The sequence below is a fragment of the Paraburkholderia sediminicola genome, assembly GCF_046026675.1.
GTDB lineage: Bacteria > Pseudomonadota > Gammaproteobacteria > Burkholderiales > Burkholderiaceae > Paraburkholderia > Paraburkholderia sediminicola_F.
In genome coordinates this window covers 496,710-516,274 of sequence record NZ_JAQQEY010000002.1, presented here as the reverse complement: position 1 = coordinate 516,274, position 19,565 = coordinate 496,710, and the positions used below count along the sequence as shown (strand labels likewise).

The 19,565-nt window shown below is 60.5% G+C and carries 19 protein-coding genes and 2 pseudogenes; 9 read left to right on the top strand and 12 right to left on the bottom strand.

The features are described 5' to 3' along the window. Window positions 1-28: 28 nt before the first annotated feature. A pseudogene (locus PQQ86_RS22210) lies at window positions 29-247 on the top strand (FAD-dependent oxidoreductase); the annotation flags it as partial. A 23-nt stretch (window positions 248-270) separates the two neighbouring features. On the opposite strand, the gene PQQ86_RS22205 reads toward PQQ86_RS22210, so the two are convergent. From PQQ86_RS22205 to PQQ86_RS22195, 3 genes are all read right to left on the bottom strand, one after another. After that, entirely contained in the window at window positions 271-852 is a 582-nt protein-coding gene (locus PQQ86_RS22205) for an OsmC family protein (protein WP_408271665.1), read from the bottom strand. A 46-nt stretch (window positions 853-898) separates the two neighbouring features. Continuing rightward, a complete protein-coding gene (locus tag PQQ86_RS22200) occupies window positions 899-1,831 on the bottom strand; it encodes a hypothetical protein (protein ID WP_408271663.1) in 933 nt (310 codons plus the stop codon). Window positions 1,832-2,045: 214 nt separating this feature from the next. After that, window positions 2,046-3,086, bottom strand: a complete 1,041-nt coding sequence (locus PQQ86_RS22195) for an AraC family transcriptional regulator (protein WP_408271661.1) — start codon at window positions 3,084-3,086, stop codon at window positions 2,046-2,048. 465 nt (window positions 3,087-3,551) lie between these two features. Here PQQ86_RS22195 and PQQ86_RS22190 point away from each other — a divergent pair, with 465 nt between their 5' ends. Continuing rightward, window positions 3,552-3,716, top strand: coding sequence for a hypothetical protein (locus PQQ86_RS22190; RefSeq protein ID WP_408271658.1), 165 nt, complete (start codon window positions 3,552-3,554; stop codon window positions 3,714-3,716). A gap of 31 nt (window positions 3,717-3,747) precedes the next feature. Here the strand turns inward: PQQ86_RS22190 and PQQ86_RS22185 are convergent, their stop codons facing one another. From PQQ86_RS22185 to PQQ86_RS22165, 5 genes are all read right to left on the bottom strand, one after another. Next, entirely contained in the window at window positions 3,748-5,175 is a 1,428-nt protein-coding gene (locus PQQ86_RS22185) for a purine-cytosine permease family protein (RefSeq protein ID WP_408271655.1), read from the bottom strand. A 201-nt stretch (window positions 5,176-5,376) separates the two neighbouring features. After that, entirely contained in the window at window positions 5,377-6,558 is a 1,182-nt protein-coding gene (argE, locus tag PQQ86_RS22180) for an acetylornithine deacetylase (protein ID WP_408271654.1), read from the bottom strand. Further along, window positions 6,551-7,228 carry a DUF1028 domain-containing protein gene (locus tag PQQ86_RS22175; protein ID WP_408271652.1) on the bottom strand — a complete coding sequence of 226 codons (678 nt, stop codon included), beginning with the start codon at window positions 7,226-7,228 and terminating at the stop codon, window positions 6,551-6,553. Before PQQ86_RS22175 ends, argE begins: the two co-directional genes overlap by 8 nt. Before the next feature lie 10 nt (window positions 7,229-7,238). Next, window positions 7,239-7,676, bottom strand: a complete 438-nt coding sequence (locus tag PQQ86_RS22170) for a RidA family protein (RefSeq protein ID WP_408271649.1) — start codon at window positions 7,674-7,676, stop codon at window positions 7,239-7,241. A 53-nt stretch (window positions 7,677-7,729) separates the two neighbouring features. After that, entirely contained in the window at window positions 7,730-9,088 is a 1,359-nt protein-coding gene (locus PQQ86_RS22165) for a flavin-containing monooxygenase (RefSeq protein ID WP_408271646.1), read from the bottom strand. Between the two features lie 271 nt (window positions 9,089-9,359). Here PQQ86_RS22165 and PQQ86_RS22160 point away from each other — a divergent pair, with 271 nt between their 5' ends. The 6 genes from PQQ86_RS22160 to PQQ86_RS22135 all read left to right on the top strand — a co-directional run bounded on the left by PQQ86_RS22160 (window position 9,360) and on the right by PQQ86_RS22135 (window position 16,050). Next, the gene (locus PQQ86_RS22160; RefSeq protein WP_408271644.1) at window positions 9,360-10,286 is read left to right on the top strand and encodes a LysR family transcriptional regulator; all 927 of its coding nucleotides are present in this window, start codon (window positions 9,360-9,362) and stop codon (window positions 10,284-10,286) included. Window positions 10,287-10,467: 181 nt separating this feature from the next. Then, window positions 10,468-11,631, top strand: coding sequence for an SRPBCC family protein (locus PQQ86_RS22155; protein ID WP_408271641.1), 1,164 nt, complete (start codon window positions 10,468-10,470; stop codon window positions 11,629-11,631). Between the two features lie 32 nt (window positions 11,632-11,663). Continuing rightward, entirely contained in the window at window positions 11,664-12,845 is a 1,182-nt protein-coding gene (locus PQQ86_RS22150) for an ABC transporter ATP-binding protein (protein WP_408271638.1), read from the top strand. Window position 12,846: 1 nt separating this feature from the next. After that, the gene (locus tag PQQ86_RS22145; RefSeq protein WP_408271635.1) at window positions 12,847-13,893 is read left to right on the top strand and encodes an ABC transporter substrate-binding protein; all 1,047 of its coding nucleotides are present in this window, start codon (window positions 12,847-12,849) and stop codon (window positions 13,891-13,893) included. A 37-nt stretch (window positions 13,894-13,930) separates the two neighbouring features. Then, window positions 13,931-15,184, top strand: a complete 1,254-nt coding sequence (locus PQQ86_RS22140; RefSeq protein WP_408279299.1) for an ABC transporter permease — start codon at window positions 13,931-13,933, stop codon at window positions 15,182-15,184. A 38-nt stretch (window positions 15,185-15,222) separates the two neighbouring features. Continuing rightward, on the top strand, window positions 15,223-16,050 hold the full coding sequence (locus PQQ86_RS22135; protein ID WP_408271632.1) for an ABC transporter permease: 828 nt from the start codon (window positions 15,223-15,225) through the stop codon (window positions 16,048-16,050). 26 nt (window positions 16,051-16,076) lie between these two features. On the opposite strand, the gene PQQ86_RS22130 is transcribed toward PQQ86_RS22135, so the two are convergent. Continuing rightward, window positions 16,077-16,817 carry a transporter substrate-binding domain-containing protein gene (locus PQQ86_RS22130; protein ID WP_408271629.1) on the bottom strand — a complete coding sequence of 247 codons (741 nt, stop codon included), beginning with the start codon at window positions 16,815-16,817 and terminating at the stop codon, window positions 16,077-16,079. A 71-nt stretch (window positions 16,818-16,888) separates the two neighbouring features. On the opposite strand from PQQ86_RS22130, the gene PQQ86_RS22125 reads away from it, so the two are divergent. Continuing rightward, complete coding sequence (locus PQQ86_RS22125) at window positions 16,889-17,308, top strand: hypothetical protein (protein ID WP_408271625.1); 420 nt, start codon at window positions 16,889-16,891, stop codon at window positions 17,306-17,308. A 56-nt stretch (window positions 17,309-17,364) separates the two neighbouring features. Here the strand turns inward: PQQ86_RS22125 and PQQ86_RS22120 are convergent, their stop codons facing one another. The 3 genes and pseudogenes from PQQ86_RS22120 to PQQ86_RS22110 all read right to left on the bottom strand — a co-directional run bounded on the left by PQQ86_RS22120 (window position 17,365) and on the right by PQQ86_RS22110 (window position 19,484). Beyond that, window positions 17,365-17,748, bottom strand: coding sequence for a nuclear transport factor 2 family protein (locus PQQ86_RS22120; RefSeq protein WP_408271622.1), 384 nt, complete (start codon window positions 17,746-17,748; stop codon window positions 17,365-17,367). Window positions 17,749-17,777: 29 nt separating this feature from the next. Further along, a pseudogene (locus PQQ86_RS22115) lies at window positions 17,778-18,352 on the bottom strand (aldo/keto reductase); the annotation flags it as partial. A gap of 127 nt (window positions 18,353-18,479) precedes the next feature. Further along, a complete protein-coding gene (locus tag PQQ86_RS22110; protein ID WP_408271619.1) occupies window positions 18,480-19,484 on the bottom strand; it encodes a helix-turn-helix domain-containing protein in 1,005 nt (334 codons plus the stop codon). Window positions 19,485-19,565: the final 81 nt, after the last annotated feature.

The following is a 19,565-nucleotide window of genomic DNA, read 5'->3' as shown; positions in this document are numbered from 1 at the left end:
CTCGCGCCTCCGGCAGACCGGGACATCGATATTGGACCAAGGTCCTATTGACATCGTGATTGCCGGTGGCGGCCCCGTCGGCTTGTTTCTCGCCTGTGAGCTGCGCCTCGCCGACCTCTCAGTGTTAGTGCTGGAGCAAGCCGAGGATCCGGGCTCCCCCTTAAAGCGACTTCCGTTCGGCATGCGCGGCCTATCGGCGCCCACCATCGATGCATTCTACCGTCGCGGTCTACTGAACGAGATCGCGACGCCGCGCCCGCACTGCGAAGTTCAACCGACCACGAGGGTCGATTTCAGAACGACGGCGTTCGCCAGATTGTAGACGTTAGGGGAAGTGGCCATTACCGCGTCATGGACTTCAGCAAATTGCTGGCTGGTACCGCTGCCCTTGATACGAACGGTGTAACGCAGGCTCTCATAGCCATTTGCCACTTGCGGGTCGATCCCGAGAAAACCTCTGAGGTCGATTTCACCCTCGGTCTCAATCTGCAGGGATTCGAGCGTAATCCCGCGGACGGCGCATTGCGCCACGTAACCCACCGCTATACAGGCATTCAGCGCAGCGATCAGATGCTCCTGAGGATTGGCAAACTGGTTCGAACCACCGAGTTCGCACGGCTCATCGATATCGATCGTGAACCGGCGCGACACATCCTGCCCGCCGATCGAGAACCCCTCTACTTCAGCGCGAGTTCGAGTCTGGCCCCGCCAGCTCGTCGCTACGCGCCAGCTGGTGGTGGCTTTCGAAACATCGTCCTTGACGCCCTCAATCAGGGCGAACAGGTTGTCGACGTTAAGGCCATTGACGACGTTAGCGACGTTAGGTTCGTTGGTCTGTGCGTTGGCATTCATCTTCCATCTCCTTCAACATGCGTGGATTGTTCAGCTTCGGTAAATCTCATTGCAATGTGGCGAGCGCAGCCTCGATGCGCTTGCCCTGGTCTTCGGAGATGAGGCTATAAAGCACCTCCCCGAAATGGGGATGACGTACACCCGAGTGGATGTATTGCCACCGGTAAGCCTCGAGAAAGTTCGCTTCGATCGACTGGGTTTCTGTCTCGTCGACTGCGCGGCCACAGTTCGCCTCGAAGTAACGCATGTCTGCCGCAGCCTGCGCCTGCAGAATGCCGTCGATCGCGGCGACCAGCTCGATGAATTCGTCGACAGCCTTGTCGCGATCACTGTCCGTCATGGCGGCGTCGTGACGGACCCATTCGAGCTCGTCCAGGATGGCGTGCTGGCTCTCCTCCTTCCAGTGATAGAGGAACACGCTCTTGAATAGCTCCGATAGCTGATTGTCCGGAGCGATACTCTGGCGGTAGTGGAGCTGGCTGAACAGTTCGATATGCAGCGTCAGCGCCAATACGGCCCACGTGCTTTTCCCGAGGACTGCAGAGGCAACGACATTCGGGTCGACGTCGAAGCGATAGCCCGGTGGTAGGGTCTCACCGATCATCTCGTCGATGCGACGAAATAACGCCTGATGCTTGAGTTCCTCCTCGCTGAATCGGACCAGCGCCTCAAGCGCTACCTGGTCGCCGAGCCAATGATCACGGCTGACTTCCAGCACCTTGGCGTTAATGAAGCGCTCCACCAGTCCGAACACGTTGGCATACGTGCGCCCCTGAATCTGGCTGACGAAACGCTTTTCGCTCTCGGAGAGCGTGAAGAAATTCAGAGTCAGTGAGAGTCCATCGGGAAGATACTTCTGGGACGTGTCAAAGGTGCGGCCTCCAATCACGTCGCGCTCGATGTCCCAACTGACCATCTTTGAAGCGCGGATGCAACGGGCGTAACGATCGTGGTTGGAGAGTCGCGATACTGCGTTCATAGAATTTCTCCCAATATGAACCGACGTGCGGTCGAGCTGCGAATATTCATCTACCGGCCAGAACCACATGGTTGATCTGGCATCCGGTACGCTCGAATGTACGATTGAGAGACGTGAGGTTCTATGGCCGGGCCACCGGGAGATATGGCCGAAACGCCAGGTCAGCTTTGACGCGTGCGAGTGAGTGTTGCGTCGGATATGGCAGTTGATGTCGCTAATCTGGTGGTGGCGCGATGCCACTCGCAGCGGGCGCGGCCTGCGCAGACTCGGAAGCGCCGTTCATCTTTCCTTTGCTCTTGCGCCAGCCTGCCGGCGGCATTCCAAATTCCCGCCTGAAGGCCCGACTGAATGCCGCCTCAGACTCATAACCAATCTGCTCCGCCACAGCGGCGAGGGACTTTCTGCCGGCGAGAAGTTCCTGCGCCGCGATCTGCATGCGCCATCGCGCCAGGTACTGCATGGGCGGTTGACCGAGGAGATCGGTGAAGCGTTGCGCCAACGCGGAACGCGATAACCCTACCTTGCGCGCAAGCTCATCGACGGTCCAAGGGTGGACTGCTCGAGCATGGAGCAACGAAAGCGCACGTCCCACGTAGCGATCGCGCACACCGGCCAGCCATCCTGTCTCGTGGGCGGGAAGCGCTTCAATGCAGCTACGGACCGCCTCGACAAACAGGAGTTCGGACAGTCTGGCGAGGACAATCGTACCGCCCGCCCGTGAACTCGCCGCTTCGCTGGCTGCAAACTTGAGAGAGGACTCAAGCCATGCTGCTCGCGGATCATGGCGCATATCAACCTTGAAGAGTCGCGGCAACGATGAGAGCAGTGGGTTACTCAGCGTATCGTCGCAGGCGAGAAAACCGCAGACGATGCGAGTCGTAGGTCCCCCGCCTCCATAGGACACCGTCATCACCTCACCTGGTTCTACCGCCATCTGGCCAGCCAATAACACCTCCGTTGGCGTGGGCGCAAGATCCACAGCACTACCTATCAAATGCGTTTCGCCTTGCGGCACCACCAGCAGTTCCCCGGCATTGAGATGAATAGCAGAGCCGGGGGCGTCTGCCAGTTGGGCCCAGCAGCTACCTTCTATGATCAGATGATATGAGACGACACGCTCGGATTGCGGCAGATAGGCCGCGCAGAGCGCAGCATCCGTGCGCCCTATCACGCACCACGGTGCGGTGAAGGTCCCGGTCAGATACACCGCGCCGCTTAGGCGCACAGCGCGCAGGACGTCAGAAACTGCATCCATGAAGAGCTCGCGTGAGATGCGATTTCCCGGGTAGGGGACCGGGAGGCCGGTCATTCTTCAATTTGACCGAGGGGTCCATGTTATACCCGCAGCGGCGGCAGATGACAAATGCCTTACCGATTCTTCAGTGTGCTCGATGCATCGTCGCGTGACATAAACGCGTGCAACAAACTCGCCCTTTTGCAGGAGGAACGGACAATCCATCTGGACGCTCTGCAATGGTCAGGAGAACCATCGGCAAGACTTGGACGATAGGGCAAAAAACATCGACGCACGGGCAGGACGGCAAGAGGTTGCGAGCGGCAAAGTTCATCGCAGGACGGGACGTGACGGATCAGCGTCATCCGTACTTCGCAGCCAAACCTTCCACAGATTCCGGAAGCCTGGCACGCCACGAAACTTGCGCAGATCGGCTCACGCACAGTGACTTACCGGTTCGGGCAAACGAAACCGTGTGAGATGCCGATGAAACGCCTGATAAGTCGCGCGATGTACCACCCGCTCGTAGCGCTATCCATGTTCTATTTGATCGACCTGATGTTCAACGTCGACTACAGCGTCTCCGGCGCGCTGCTCGTTCTGGCAGCGAAATCTATGTCCCGTGTCGTGAGCCTGTTCAACAAGGGGTAGTGGCGTGCGTCGGTAGCCAGAACCCCAGCCGTCACGACTGTCTCGCCGGGCGACGTGTGACACTGGCGCCTGATTGTCTGCGCCGATAGTCGGTGTCCCGCGACGCGAGCCAGTAATACAGCGGCGAGGTCAGAAGCAGCCCGATAATCCACGAGAGATCCGCGCCGTCGAGATACTTCGGCACGGGACCCGTATACATCGGCGTGCTCATGAACGGAATCTGCACCAGGATGCCGATCCCATAGGCAATCAGCGCCTGTGGATTGAAGCGACCGTAGATTCCTCCATTCACCTGGAAGATCGACTGGATGTCGTATTTCCCCTTGTGGATCACATAGAAGTCGATCAGGTTGATCGCGGTCCACGGCACCAGCACGACCAGCAGCGCGAGCACGAGATCGACCAGATTGCCGACGAAATTCGTCGAAGCGCCGATCGCGCCGTAGCAGGATGCGAGGAGAATCGCAGCCGACAGCACGGCACGCGCCTTCGCCGTGGGAATCCAGCGATAGGCGAATGTCTGCAGCGAGGTGATGGCCGCGAGCACCGCGCCGTACAGATTCAACGCGTTGTGGCTGATCACGCTCAGCAGGAAGAGGACGAGCATCGGCAGCCCGAGCGGTCCGGTGGCCTGCTTGACGGCGTCCATCGCGTCGGCGCCGGGAGGCACCGCGAGCACGGCTACCGCGCCGAAGACGAACGCGAGCGTCGAGCCAATCGTGCAGCCGAGGTAGGTCGCCCAGAACGTCGACGCGACGCGCACGTTCTGCGGGAGATAGCGCGAATAGTCGGAAACGTACGGGGCGAAAGCAATTTGCCAGAGCGCCGACAGCGAAACGGTTGCGAGCCAGCCGGCGAAGTTGAATCCGCCGCGCGTCAGGAAATCGCCCGTGGAAATATGCGTGAGGATATAGCCGAAACCGATGAAAATGCCGATTCCGAGCACCCAGGTTCCGATGCGATTCAGAATATGAATGAGCCGGTAACCGATGACCCCGATCAGCCCTGATCCCATCGCACCAATCACGATGCCGACAGGAACCGGGATGCCATGTTCGATGCCATGCAGAGATTTGCCGGCAAGCACGATATTGGACGCGAAGAAGCCCACGTACATTACGCCTGCGATCACGGTGACGAGCAGCGCGCCCCATGAACCGAATTGCGCGCGGCTCTGAATCATTTGCGGAATGCCCATCTGCGGGCCCTGCGCTGAATGCAACGCCATCAGCACGCCGCCGACGGCTTGACCGACGATAATTGCCACGATGCCCCACAGCAAGTTCAAGTGGAAGATCTGCACGCCGAGAGCGCCTGTGACGATGGGCAATGGAGCGATGTTGCCGCCGAACCATAGCGTGAACAGGTCGCGCACCTTGCCATGGCGATCTTCTGGCGGCACATAACCGATGGTGTGTTTTTCGATCAACGCCGAGGCGTTGCTTTCGGAAGTATTCAAGTTCGTCTCCAGTGTCGACAGGAGTTAGCGCTTTAGCACGTTACTCTGATCCCATGCAAAGCTCTTACTCCTGTCCCATGCTCTGCGCCCATGCGTAATCAGGCGTGTTCGGTCTACCGAATCGCCATGCCTGGCATTCGAAAGTATTTGAGTTGCGTGGTCTTGCAGATCGTCTAACTTTGACGCGAGACAGTGGCCTCGCTATTTGACGCATACGTCTCGCGACGCGGCCGAAATGTAATCTCCCAGGCGAGCCAGCATCGCATCGCAATTGCGCAATTGCTCGACGGTGATGAATTCGTCCGGCTTATGCCCTTGGTCCATGCTGCCGGGTCCGCAGACCACCGTTGGAATACCCGCCTGGTCGAACAGCCCGCCCTCGGTGCCGAATGCGACCGTGCCGAACTCAATGGAACCGCTGAGCAGCGCCAAAAGACGCGCCGCTTCGCTGTCGGGCGAGGTGGCTAATCCCGGATAGGCGGAGAGCGGCTGAAGGCGGATGTCGGTGTCTGACTGCACGGCGCGCATTTTCGGCAGCAGCTCAGCTTCGGCGTAGGTCAGCAACTCGTCGGCAACCTGGTTTGCGTCAAAGCCAGGCAGCGCGCGCACTTCGAAGTCGAATTCGCATTCGGCCGGCACGATGTTGAGCGCACGGCCACCTTTGATCACGCCCGTCTGCACGGTCGAGAACGGCGGATCGAATCGCTCGTCGTGATGCTCGGGCTGCGCCAACTGCTCGCCGATCTCTTCCAGGCGGCCGATCATCCGCGCCGCGTATTGAATGGCGTTGACGCCATACGGCGCATAGGCCGAATGGCAAGGCGCGCCTTTCACCTGGCAGCGCATCGCCAGCTTGCCCTTATGGCCCAGCACCGGCTTAAGCTCGGTCGGCTCGCCGATCAGGCACAGGGCCGGCTTGTGCGCACGCCGCTCCAGTTGCGCCAGCATCGGCCGCACGCCGAGGCAGCCGACTTCCTCGTCGTACGAAAAAGCGAGGTGCACCGGCTGCTTCAACTCGCGTTCGAGAAACCCCGGCACCGCCGCCAGCGCCGAAGCGATGAAGCCCTTCATGTCCGCCGTGCCGCGGCCATACAGCCGCCCGTTGCGTTCGGTGAGACGGAATGGATCGACGGTCCACGCCTGGCCATCGACAGGCACCACGTCGGTATGGCCGGACAGCACGATGCCGCCGTGCTCACGCGGACCGATGGTCGCGAACAGATTCGCCTTGGTGCGCTCGGCGTTGTAGAACAGCTCGCTTTCGACACCGAGTTCCTCCAGGTAAGCCTGAATGAATTCGATCATGTCCAGATTGGAGTCCCGGCTGACCGTGGCGAAGCCGATCAGCCGTTCGAGCAGCGCACGGCTGGATCTGTCATTCATTGCCGGGCACTCCGTAGCTGGGCGCGGCGGTCGGATTCAAGGCCCGGGTCAAGTAGTCCTGCATCTGCGGCCGATACGCCTGCCAAAGTCCGTCGAGATGGCCAATGGGGTCGTCATCAATCCAATCGACCCGCAGATCGACGATCGGCCAGCTCACATCGCCCACAATCTTGAGCGCCGCCGAATGCACAGGCCCAGCTTCGCCGCCGGCAGCCATCGCGGCATGCATGGCCGCGAGCAGGCGATCAGCCAGCGTGCCGGATGCCTGCTCGAACGCCGGCAGCATTGCCTCGATCACTTCGATGCCGGCGAGCATGTTGCCTGCGGCTACGCACTGCTTGCCGGCGACAGCGTGATACGTGCCGAGCGCTTCCTTGCCGCTGAAGAACGCCGTGCGCCCCTGACCATCGATCACCGTCACCTGGCGGTACTCGCTCCACTCGCTCGCGCCGAGCACACGGTCCAATGCAGAGGCGGGGTCGAGTTGCCCGTTCTCCAGAAGATCGATAATCTGCGGGCCGAGCGCGGGCAGCGTGACGTTTTGCGTCGCCACCGCGCCCACGCCTGCGCGCAACCATGGGCATCGAGCGCCCACCGCGATGCTGGACGAACTGATTGCGATTCCAAGCTGTCCGGATTCCGGACAACGTCCGACAATTGAGAATGTCATGTCCCGCTCCTTAGGCCTTCGGCGGCGTCCATCCATCCGGAATGACCGCGATAACGTCGATTTCCATCAACCACTGCGGCTGACCCAACGCGACCACCACCAGCCCGGTCGAAATAGGAAACACGCCCTTCAACCACTTGCCGACTTCCTGATAGACCGGCTCGCGATAGCGGATGTCAGTCAGGAACGTTGTGGTCTTGACGATGTGAGACAGGTCGCTGCCGGCTTCTTCGAGCAACTGCTTGACGTTCTTCATCGCTTGCTCGGCCTGGGCGCGCGGGTCCCCGATGCCGATCATGCGGCCTTCGAAGTCCGTCCCCACCTGGCCGCGTACATAGACCGTGTTACCAGCGCGCACGGCCTGGCAAAGATCGTTGTCGAGCGTCTGGTTCGGATACGTATCCTTCGTGTTGAACATGCGGATACGGGTATGCGTAGGTTGGCTCATCAATGCACCTTAATGTAGGAAGAAATGGATCGCGGATTAAAGAGGCATACGCATCAATTCACGCCCATCTCGCTGACTTTGTGGATGCGTGAACCGGCGGAGGTGTTTTCAACGCCTTCAACGCTTTCCTCGCCGCGACTCTGTGTCTGGTTTTGCGAGTCGTCGTAGTAAGCCAGATATTTGCGCTGCGTGACGATGTGATCGGCAATGTGCTTCGCGTCGTGCCACACGCCCCAGATGAATGCGGAGCCTCGGCGCGACAGCCAGGGCAAACCGATGAAATAGATGCCAGGCTCCTTTGACACGCCGCGCTGATGTTTCGGCTTACCCTTTTCATCGAAGGCGTTGACGTCCAACCAGCTGAAATCGACTGCATATCCGGTCGCCCAGATGATCGACGTCACGCCGGCTTTCGCCAGATCGAGATCGCGCAACGGGTGCTTCACGCATTCCGGATCAGCAGAAATGACGCGGGCCTCAGGCTCTGCGGGAAGATCGAGACCGTTACGCTCGGCGTACGCGTCGGCCGCGTCCAGCAGCGACAGATAGTTTTCGTCGCCACGCGCGATGTTCTCCGCGAGATCGGCTTCGAAGGTCACCACGCCGTCATCGAACGATTTCGTGAGACCCACGAGCGTGATGCCCTGATTCGCGAGACGCCGGAAGTCCACCGTATGGCCGCCACGCGAACCGCTCACCGCAATGGTGACGTGCTCCCTGCCGGGCTTCATGACCTCTGCGTCCCATTCGCCGAGCACGCCGAGCCACCAGCAGAAGTCGCGACCGCGATAGGCGCGCGGCGGACGATCGTGCGCTCCGACCGACAGATAGACGCGCTTGCCCGCGCGCTGCAATTCGTCCGCGATTTGCACGCCCGACGATCCGGCCCCCACCACCAACACACCCCCGTCGGGCAATTGACCGGAATTGCGATAGTCGGCGGAATGAAGCTGCGTAAGACTCGAATCTTGCGGTGCGATTGGCGGAATGACGGGGCGCTGGAAGGGCCCCGTGGCGACCACCACGCGATTGGCCTCGATCGTGCCCTCCGATGTTTCGATGGTGAAGCCTTGGCGCCCCGCATTGCGCACAACCTTCTTCACTTCCACGCCGGTGCGGATCGGCGCTTCAAACTTCTCCGCATAAGCGACGAAATAGTCCGCGACCTGTTCCTTCGACGCGAATGCGTTGGGGTCAAAGTCGGCGAACTCGAGATTGGGGAAACGATCGTGCCATGCGGGGCCGTTGGCAACCAGCGAATCCCAGCGTCCCGTGCGCCAGCGCTCGGCGATACGAGCGCGTTCCAGCACGAGATGCGGCACGCCAAGCTTGCTCAAATGTTCGCTCATGGCGACGCCGGCCTGGCCGGCGCCGACTACGAGCGTGTCGATTGACGTTGTTTCCACTGTCATAGCTGTGTCCTTCTGAAAAGGCGGAATGTTTCGATTCGATCGCGGTGTCACGGTGTAGCGGCCTTCGAGCGCTCGCAATCGTGACGGACCTGGTGGTGTTTCCGACAGCGCGTCGCCGCCTGGTCCGTTCGTCTTTCGTGAAAATCTACGCGCCCGTTCAGAATCTGAAAAATATATTTAAAAAATGCATAGCATCGGATTTACCTATGCAAGCCTTTTTGAACGCTTCACAATGCCGCCCATTGAGGACCTTGAACACGGAGCGTTGTCGATGGAGAGTCAACCGTTGCGCTACTCGTTGCGCCAGTTGCGCTATTTCGTGGTCACGGCGGAAGCGCTGTCTTTTACCGCCGCCGCGAAGCGTCTGCACATCTCGCAGCCGTCGATCTCGACGGCGCTCGCGGACCTCGAGGTGTCGTTCGGTGTGCAACTCTTCATACGGCATCACGCGAGCGGCCTCTCGCTCACGCAAGCCGGTCGCGATCTGCTTGGGCAAGCGCGCAATCTGCTGAAGATTGCGGAAGAATTGCAGACGACCGCGAAGGAAATGGACGGCGGCATGACGGGCGTCATCACGCTCGGCTGCCTCGTCTCGCTTGCGCCGCCGCTCATGCCGCGGCTGATCAGCCGATTCGTCGACGAGCACGCGGGTATCTCGTTTCGCACTGTCGAGGCGCACCAGGATGGCCTCTTGCGCGGCCTGCATGACGGCTCGCTCGACATTGTGCTCACCTACAGCCTCGATTTGACAGAGGAAATCGCCTTCACTCCGCTGCTCTCGCTGCCGCCGTATGCGATCCTGCCGAGGACGCATCGTCTGGCACGTGCGCGCAAGGTATCGCTCGCGGACCTCTTGCCCGAGCCTTACGTGATGCTCGATCTGCCGCACAGCCGCGAGTATTTCGCCGCGCTCTTCGATGCGGTGGGCAGCCGCCCCGTGCCCGCATTCCGTTCGTCGCAGCCGGAAGTCGTGCGCGGCATGGTGGCCAACGGTCTCGGCTATAGCCTCCTGAACTTTCCGCTCAAATCGAATCGCACCGTGGATGGCGAAGAGTTCGTCATTAAGCGTTTCAAAGACAACGTCAACGCAACGATGCTAGGCATCGCGCAATCGCGCACAATGAAGCCGCGCCAGGTCGTGCATCGCTTCACGTCGTTCTGCGAAACCTATATACGGCGCCTGCATATCGACGCATGATCACGAAAGCGCGATCGTCCGCTTTAAGCCTGCGCGCGCTGCATAGGCAAAAGCTTTGCTTTGTATCTAAAAACAATATTTTGGCTTGCAATTTGGCTTGATAGATTGGTGTCCATGTTGAGCGCTACGCCGCAAAGCCTTGCGTTGCCGCGCTTTCACCGTGACGAATCAAGGGGACACCATGACCAACCCGGCAAGAACGATCGCAGTGCAAGCGCTGGTCGACGAACTGCAGACGGGTTGCGAACGGTCATTCAGCGATGCGCATGCGATGCCACCCGGTGTCTATACGTCGCCCGAATTCCTCACGTTGGAAGAGCGCGCCATCTTCGAGCGCGAATGGCAATGCGTCGGCCGCGCCAGTGCGCTCAAAGTGCCCGGCGATTACATGACGGCGCGACTTGGAGCGCAACCGATCGTCGTATTGCGCGACGAACAGATGCAGCTCAAGGCGATGTCGAACGTGTGCCTGCATCGCATGTCGGTGCTGCTCGAAGGACGCGGCAACGTGCGCCGCATCGTCTGCCCCTATCACGCCTGGAACTATTCGCTGGACGGCGCACTGCAAGGCGCGCCGCTCATGGATCGGCAAGAGGGCTTCTGCAAGGAAAGCTACAAGCTGCCCGCCGTGCGCTGCGAAGAATGGCAAGGCTGGATCTACGTGACACTCGACGAGAACGCGCCGCCCGTTCACGCGCAGCTCGCCAAACTGAGCGAGCTCATCGGTGCATACGGCATGTCGGACTACATCGAAACTTTCTATGAAGAACACGTGTGGGACACGAACTGGAAGATCCTCGCGGAAAACTTCATGGAGAGCTATCACCTGCCCATGCTGCATCGCGCGACGGTAGGACCGCATTCGCGGCTCGAGGAAATGGAATGCCCGCCGGGCTATCCAGCTTTTAACTATCACTGGATCACGAAGGAAGCGTCCTTGCCCATCGGCAACGCGCATCCGGACAATACGCGCCTCACGGGACATTGGCGCAAGACCACGGCGCTGCTCGCGATCTACCCGACGCATCTCGTCACGCTCACGCCGGGTTACTTCTGGTATCTCGTGCTGCAGCCGCAAGGCGTGGAGCGCGTGCATATCCGCTTCGGTGGCGGGCTTGCGCCGGAGTTCGTCGCGGATACCGAGGCCAACGCGCACATGACAACCTTGAAGAAACTGCTCGACGACGTGAACGCGGAAGACAAACGCGGCGTGGAAGCCGTCTTTCGCGGCGTGCACGCGCCGCTCGCGAAGCCCGGTCACTTGAGCCATCTCGAACGTCCCAACTTCGACTTCGCACGCTACGTCGCTGGCAAAATCGTCGCGACGCGGCCCGGCACGCATTGATTACGACGCATCATCGACAGGACGCGATCACGATGTCAAACCCTTCCTTCATTTCGTTCTCGGGCGTGAGCAAGTCGTATGACGGCGCGCAATACGTCGTCGATGACTTGAACCTCGACGTGCGCAAGGGAGAATTCCTGTCGCTGCTGGGTCCGTCCGGTTCGGGCAAGACGACGACGCTCATGATGCTTGCGGGATTCGAATCGCCCACGCGCGGCGAGATACGCCTCGACGGGCGGCGGCTCGACGACAAGCCTCCGCATCAGCGCGACATCGGCATGGTGTTTCAGAACTACGCGCTCTTTCCTCATCTGACGATTGCAGAGAATGTCGCGTTTCCGCTTTCCGTGCGGCGTGTGAGCCGCGCCGAGCAGAAGACGCGCGTGAAGCGCGCGCTCGAGATGATCGAACTGCCGCATCTGGCGAACCGGCGTCCCTCGCAGCTCTCCGGCGGACAGCAGCAGCGCGTGGCGCTCGCGCGCGCGCTCGTGTTCGAGCCGAGCGTCGTGCTGATGGACGAACCGCTCGGCGCGCTCGACAAACGCTTGCGCGAAACCATGCAATACGAAATCATGCGCCTGCATCGCGAGCTGTCCCTCACGATCGTCTACGTGACCCACGATCAGGCCGAAGCGCTGACAATGTCGGATCGCGTCGCCGTGTTCTCCGATGGCCGTATTCAGCAAGCCGCCACGCCCAGCGAACTCTACGAGAACGCGCAGAACGCCTTCGTCGCAAACTTCGTCGGCGAAAACAACGGGCTGACCGGGCGCGTCGTCACCGCGAGCGAGGAGTGGGCGACGCTCGCGCTCGCGGACGGCAGTGTCATTCGTGGCCGTTGCGAACCCGGTCTGCGTGTGGGCGACGAAGCGATGCTCGCGCTGCGCCCCGAACGCGCGCATATCCCGAGCGCCGAAGGCGTGCACCTCGACGAACACAGCAACGTGGTGCGCGCACGCGTCGAGGAACTGGTGTATTGCGGCGATCATCATCGCGTGCACCTCGCGCTCGGTTCACGTGATTCCTTCGTCGTGAAAGTACCCAATACGCAGCGCCATGCGCTGCCTTCGCCCGGCAGTGCGATCGAGATCGCATGGCGCCACGACGACTGCAAAATTCTCGCGATGAGCGTGCCACGCAGCGCGCCCGTGATCCCCGCATCCACACCGCTCTCACCTTCCATCATCACGACCGCACCAGCAGGAGCCAACTGACATGCGCACTCTCATCAAAGCACAAAGCGCCGCACTCGCCGTACTCGCATTCGCTACCGTGACCGTCCAGGCGGCGGAGACGCTCTCCGTCGTGACCTTCGGCGGTGCATATGAAGCGGCGGCCAAGAAAGCCTATTTCGAACCGTTCACGCAAGCCACCGGCATTGGCTTCTCGACCGAATCGTATGACGGCGGCCTCGCGAAACTCTCCGCGATGGAGCAGGCGAAGAACACCACGTGGGACCTGATCGACCTCGAAACGAACGATGCGATCACCGCCTGCGACGAAGGCCTGCTGCAGAAGTTCGACAAGAAGACGCTCGGCAAGACGAGCGACTTCATCCCCGGCACGATCAGCGATTGCGCGGTTGCGAGCATGGTCTGGTCCACGGTCTACGCGTACGACACGAGCAAGCTGAAGACCGCGCCGACCACCGTCAACGACTTTTTTGATCTGCAGAAATTCCCCGGTAAGCGCGGCTTGCGCAAGTCGCCGAAGGTCACGATGGAATGGGCGTTGATTGCGGACGGCGTCGCTCCGAAAGATGTCTACAAGGTGCTCGCTACGCCCGCCGGTGTGGATCGCGCGTTCAAGAAGCTCGACACGATCAAGCAAAACATCGTGTGGTGGGAGTCGGGTGCCCAGGCGCCGCAGTTGCTCGCCGACGGTGCGGTCGTGATGACGCAGGCCTACAACGGCCGCATTTCCGACGCCGCGAAGAAGGACAACAAGCCATTCAAGACCGTCTGGGACGCGCAGGTTTACGACTTCGACTGGTGGGCCGTTCCGACGGGCGCGAAGCATGCCGACGCCGCCGCGAAATTCATCGTCTCCGCTTCGCAGCCGAAGGCGTATGCGGATTTGTCGAAGTACATCGCGTATGCGCCGCCGCGCAAGGATGCAATCGCGCTGGTCGACAAGCAGCGCCTCGCCGATCTGCCGACCGCACCCGAGAACTTCAAGCGCGCCTTGCAGATCAACGCGAACTTCTGGGCCGACAACGCGGACCAGATCAATAAGCGCTTCCAGGTGTGGCTGACGCAGTAACACCACCGTCCGACGAGAGCCCAACGTGACTACCCACATGCCCGCTTCGGCCCGCACCACGGCCCCGGGCTCTCCGACGAGAGCCGACGGCCGCGCGTCGTTTCAAAAAGCACGCCGCCGTGCGTCGGTGCAGGCGCTTTTGCTCGCGCTGCCGCTGATCGTGTTTCTGCTTTCGACGTTCATTGCACCGATCGCGCTCCTGCTAGCGCGCAGCGTGGAGAACCACGAAGTGCCTGACAGCATGCCCGCGCTCACGCGCGCGCTCGATGCATGGGACGGGCGCGGCGTGCCGGACGAGCGCATGTTCGCCCTGCTCGCTGCGGGGCTCAGAGAAGCGCAGCAAAGCGGACAGCTCGGCACTGTCGCGCGGCGGCTGAACTTCGATCAGGCCGAATTCCGCAGCCTGCTGATGCACACCGCGCGCCAGTTGCCCGCTGATGCGCCGCCCGCGTGGAAACCGGCGCTCATCGAACTCGACGAACGCTGGAATTCGCCGGAAATCTGGCGCTTGCTGAAACGCGCCGCCACGTCGCCGACGCCGGACTATCTGCTCGCGGCCGTCGATGCGCAAGTGACACCACAAGGTTCAGTCGCGTTCGTGCCTGACAACGCTTCGATCTATCGGCAAGCGTTCGTGCGCACGATTTCTATCAGTGCCACGGTCACGCTGCTGTGCCTCGTGTTCGGCTATCCGGTCGCCTGGCTGCTCGCGAACCTGCCCGCGAAAAGCAGCAACCGCCTGATGCTCTTTGTGATCGTACCGTTCTGGACCTCGGTGCTCGTGCGCACAACCGCGTGGTACGTTTTGCTGCAACCGGGTGGCGTCATCAACAGCCTGCTGATGGGGCTCGGTCTCACCACCCATCCACTGCCGCTCGTCTTCAACCGCGCGGGCGTGCTCATCGGCATGACACATGTGCTCCTGCCTTACATGATTCTCGCGATCTACTCGGTGATGAAGAGTGTCTCGCCCGTGTACGTACGGGCCGCCCAATCGCTTGGGGCGCACCCGTTCACAGCGTTTGTGCGGATCTACGTGCCGCAGACGCTGCCGGGCGTGGGGGCGGGCTGCTTCCTCGTGTTCGTACTCGCGCTCGGCTACTACATCACGCCCGCGCTGCTCGGCGGCGCAGGCGATGAGATGATCAGTCAGCTCATCGCGATCCAGACCAACACGCAACTCAACTGGGGCCTCGCCGGTGCGCTCTCAGCCTATCTCGTGATCTTCACGGCGATCTTCTATTTCCTGTTCAACCGCATTGTCGGCATCGACCGCTTGCGCTTCGGTTGAGACTCGATTGACACACGCGGATACGACGAGGGAGCGATATGCCAGATAAACGCAACACGGTGCTGACGGAACGCGTCGCCGCGCGCTGGGTACGGCTGCATACAGCGCTTGTACTGTTCTTCCTGATTGCGCCGATTCTCGCGATCATCCCGCTCTCGTTCAATTCGGGCTCGTATTTCTCTTACCCGTTGCAGGGTTTTTCGCTGCGCTGGTATGAGCAGGCGCTCACGAGCGCAGCCTGGCAACGATCGCTCCTGAACAGCATCGGTATCGGCGCAGCGTCGACGCTGATCGCCACGTGTCTCGGCACGCTCGCCGCGCTGGGTATTTCGCGTGCGCAGTTTCCGCTGCGCTCGCTCATCATGCCGATCATCATCTCGCCGATGATCGTGCCGATTGTCGTCGCCGCCGCGGGCTTCTATCTGATCTTCGCGCCGCTCGGCCTTGTGAACTCGTATCCCGGCGTGGTGCTGGCGCATGCGGCGCTCGGCACGCCATTCGTCGTGATCACCGTGACGGCGTCACTGCTTTCGTTTGATCAGAGTCTGTTGCGCGCCGCTTCCGGGCTCGGCGCGACGCCTTGGGTCACATTCAGGCGCGTGACCTTGCCGCTCATCACGCCAGCGGTCGCGACCGGCAGCGTCTTCGCTTTCGCGACCTCGTTCGACGAAGTCATCGTCATTCTGTTCATCGGCGGCCCGGATCAAACAACCGTGCCTCGGCAGATGTGGAGCGGTATTCGCGACTCGATCGACCCGTCGATCCTCGCCGTGGCAACGATGCTGATTGTGTTCGCTGTGCTGCTCTTCGCGAGCATTAACTGGCTGCGCGGCCGCACGGCCGCCGCCAGCAAAGCGCTTGTCTGACGCATCGAGGCCACTCGGAGCCGAACTTACGTAAGCTTCGCTTCGCGGACTAGCACGGGATCAATTTCCTTGTATGTAATGCCGAATTTCGACATGCCAATCCGGTGGTCGGGTGAACCCAGATACAAACGAAGTTGTTCGTTCACCGCCTTAAGCAGTCGACCATTGTTCTTGTTAAACGAGAATGCTCCAGTCGGAAGAGCTTGCTTGTCATCCGTTCCAGTGTCGTGCTCAATGGCCTCAAGCACCGAACCACCGATGCGCCCAGCTAGTACGCGATTCCCCACTGCGGTACTGGCGTAGGCATCGATCTTTCCCGAGCGAAGCGCATCTATTGCGTCGGACTGCTCCTCGAAGATGACGATCTGGTCTTCGCTCACGCCTGACGCTCTGGCCGACTCGTGTTGCACCTGTCCGGCAATGATGCCTAGCCGGGCATCATTGCGTTCGGCAAGCGAGGCATAGCTATTGAGCCCCTTCGGATTTCCTGCCCGAACCAGAAAACCATCGCCGATCGCCCACACGGGCACACTGAACGCAACCTTGCTGGCCCGCTCAGGTGTCACGAAGAGTGGAACGTTCATATCCCAGCGGCCCGCCTCGACTCCGGGCAGCAGTTCGCTGAACGTAGTCAGGTGATGCTCGATATGGGTGGCGCCGATCGCCCGAAGGACGGCTTCCGCCAACTCAATGTCCGCTCCCGTTGCCTGATTTGATTCTGTCCAACCAAATGGGGGTTCTTCGATGTACGCGATCGTTGCTTTCATTGCTGTGTCTCACTCGAAAGGAATGGCCAGAATGCGGCTTGCGGCTTTCCGTCTAAAACAACCGGCTAGTCGTGGCAAGTGCAAAGTTCGAACTCGTGGGCACCAGCCGAGGCACGATTTCGGTTGGCAATGTGCTGCAACGGGAACCACGGTTGGCCGACGCGTATGTACTGACCTCGCCCGTCACGATCGGCATGCGTGGCGAGGTCGGGCTTTCAGGCATGCACTGGGACGTCGGCGCTACGCCGGTCCTGGTGGTGTCGAACGAAAATGACGGATGTCGGGTTTCACCGTTTGGCGCAGCACGCACGCTCGCCAAGGACAATCGGTCGCAGTTCCTCGCGGTATCAAGCAGCGAGCGCGGTGGGATTGGCGCCAGTGAATGCGGAGCGAAGTCGCCACATGGCTTTCTTGGCATCGAGGCACAGGTGCTATCCGCTGTCTCACGATGGCTAGACGATCCGGGTTCAGTTGGAGCCCTGCCGCACTAACTAGTCGTCTCGGTGCGGCCGTACGTGTCTGGCAAAACCCGACCCGCAACGCGACGTTACGCGCCCTGCTGAACCCACTGACTCCGCCAACCCGGTGCTTCAAAGGGATCCGAAAAATACTGGGTCTCATGCACAACCTTGCCATTGCGGAACTCCATAATGCTTACCGTGTAAGCCGCTCGCCCGTTATAGGTGATGGAGTATTCCGTGACCCAGAGATTACCCTCGCCTTGAATGCGCCTGACGTCGAAACCCGATGGCTTATCCGGATGATGACCCCGCAGAGCTTGCAAATTAACTCGTCCAAGGATTCGTTCACCTGATTGGGGATAGTCACAGATGGCGTCATCATCGTAAATATCGTGTTCCGCGTCGAGATCGCCGGCCGCCGACGCGTGCCAGTGCGCATTCAATGCTTCACGTATCTTTTCTTCCTGCATTGCGTGCCTCCGGATACTGTCACATCGATCTATTCAGTCTTTCGCGGAATAAACCCCGGGCTGCCTGTCTTGACGACTTCGTTGAACCTCTGCCTCGTCTCAATCCGGTTGATCGCTTCGAACGCGTCTGCCGAAAGCGCAGCGATATCGAAATTCTCGCGCGCGCGGGCCGCCGTTTTGGGGGTGGTGAGCAAAGCCCCGCCACGCTGGATTGCCCAGGCGAGCAGTACCTGGCAGGTGTCTTTCCAATTTGCGCGGCAATCTGGGAAACAACTGGATCCTCAAGCGGCCCCGGCCTGATTCCGTGACCCAATGGCGCAAAGGCCAAAAACACGATCCCTTTCTCTTTGCAGAATTCCAGAAGTTCCGTTTCTGGAAGATACGGATGTGCTTCGACCTGCACTGCCGCCGGCTTGATTCGCGCCGATTCATAGAGAGGCCGCAATTCGTTCAAGCCGATGTCAGACAGCCCGATGGCCCGGCATCTTCCATGGTCGACGAGATCCTCCATCGCCCCCCACGTGTCTAACAAAGTCACGTCTTTGTCGTAAATGACATTGCCGTTTTCATCGCGCGGGTCCTGCTCATCTCCGGCTTGAAATGCACACCCTGCGAAGAAGAACCGACGCCGGCGCTTGCCATTATGGCACCATGTCCATGAAGAGGTTCGACGACAGCGCGGGGGCAATCTCCTTGCGCGTGATGCCGAATTTCGACATCCCTGATCCAGACTACAACACCGCCCCTCTGTTTTCCTTACCAGCACCGCCGCTTTGCTTCCTGTACGCACCCGGCGTAGTACCGAACAGCATTCGAAAGCTCCGGCTGAAATGCGCTGGATCATTAAAGCCATTCCTGTACGCAATGCGCTCGATCGACAAATCCGCGCAAAGTGGATTCGTCATATCGTCACGGCTGCGGGCAAGGCGATGCTCCAGCACGAACCTCCCGTAATGCGTTCCGTTGGTTTCGAACATCTTGTGAACGTAGCGTTTCGACACGCTTAGCGCCCTCGCGCACGCTTCGACGTCCAGTTCGGGATCGTGAAGATTGGACGCAATGAACGCGCGCAGTTGCGACCATCGCAGAGGATTTGCGCCTCCCGCAACGGGCTCGACGGTTGCGTCCCCTGCCGATTCCAGATACGCCGCCGCGAGCAGCGACACAAGCGATTGCTCCGCTGCTGCCGCCGTGTTTGCGCTCTGCTGCCTGAGCGACGGCAACACCGATTCGATAAATCGATGCACCGTGAGAACAATCCCCGATTCGCCGCTGGCGCAGGCAGGTGCAAACGGAGAGAAGCGCGACATCGCGTGGCCGAAAAAACGCGTGATTGGCAAACGAAGCATGACAAACTTCGCCGGTTCGTCGATACGTGCCGTTGACGGCACGCGTGCACGCCGGAACGTGATGTCACCGGCGGTGAAAGGCAGCGTGCGCTCTTGTTGCGTGACCGTGCCGCAGCCATCGAGGACGATCAGAACGATAACGTCGTCGCCAGCGAGATTCTGCAGGTGCGCCCAGTCGTGACGCACTTCCGACAACCCCAGTTGCACAGTCGCCAGTACACCGCCACCCATCAGCCTGCCCGCGCGGATTTCACCCTCGGACGTGTCGCCGGCAAGCAGAATGTCGCCCGGCGTGACAATGTCGTCGAGGGAGAGCTTCCAGTCGTCGAGACAACGCGCGGGCATTTCACAGAGCGTCGGAGCGTACGGCAAGTCGATAGCGCGCATGACAAACTCCCGGAAACTGCGTTGGAGGCGACGTCCGCCCATGTCATGCGATTATCGCGCAACCCGCGGTCCGGCAAAAAG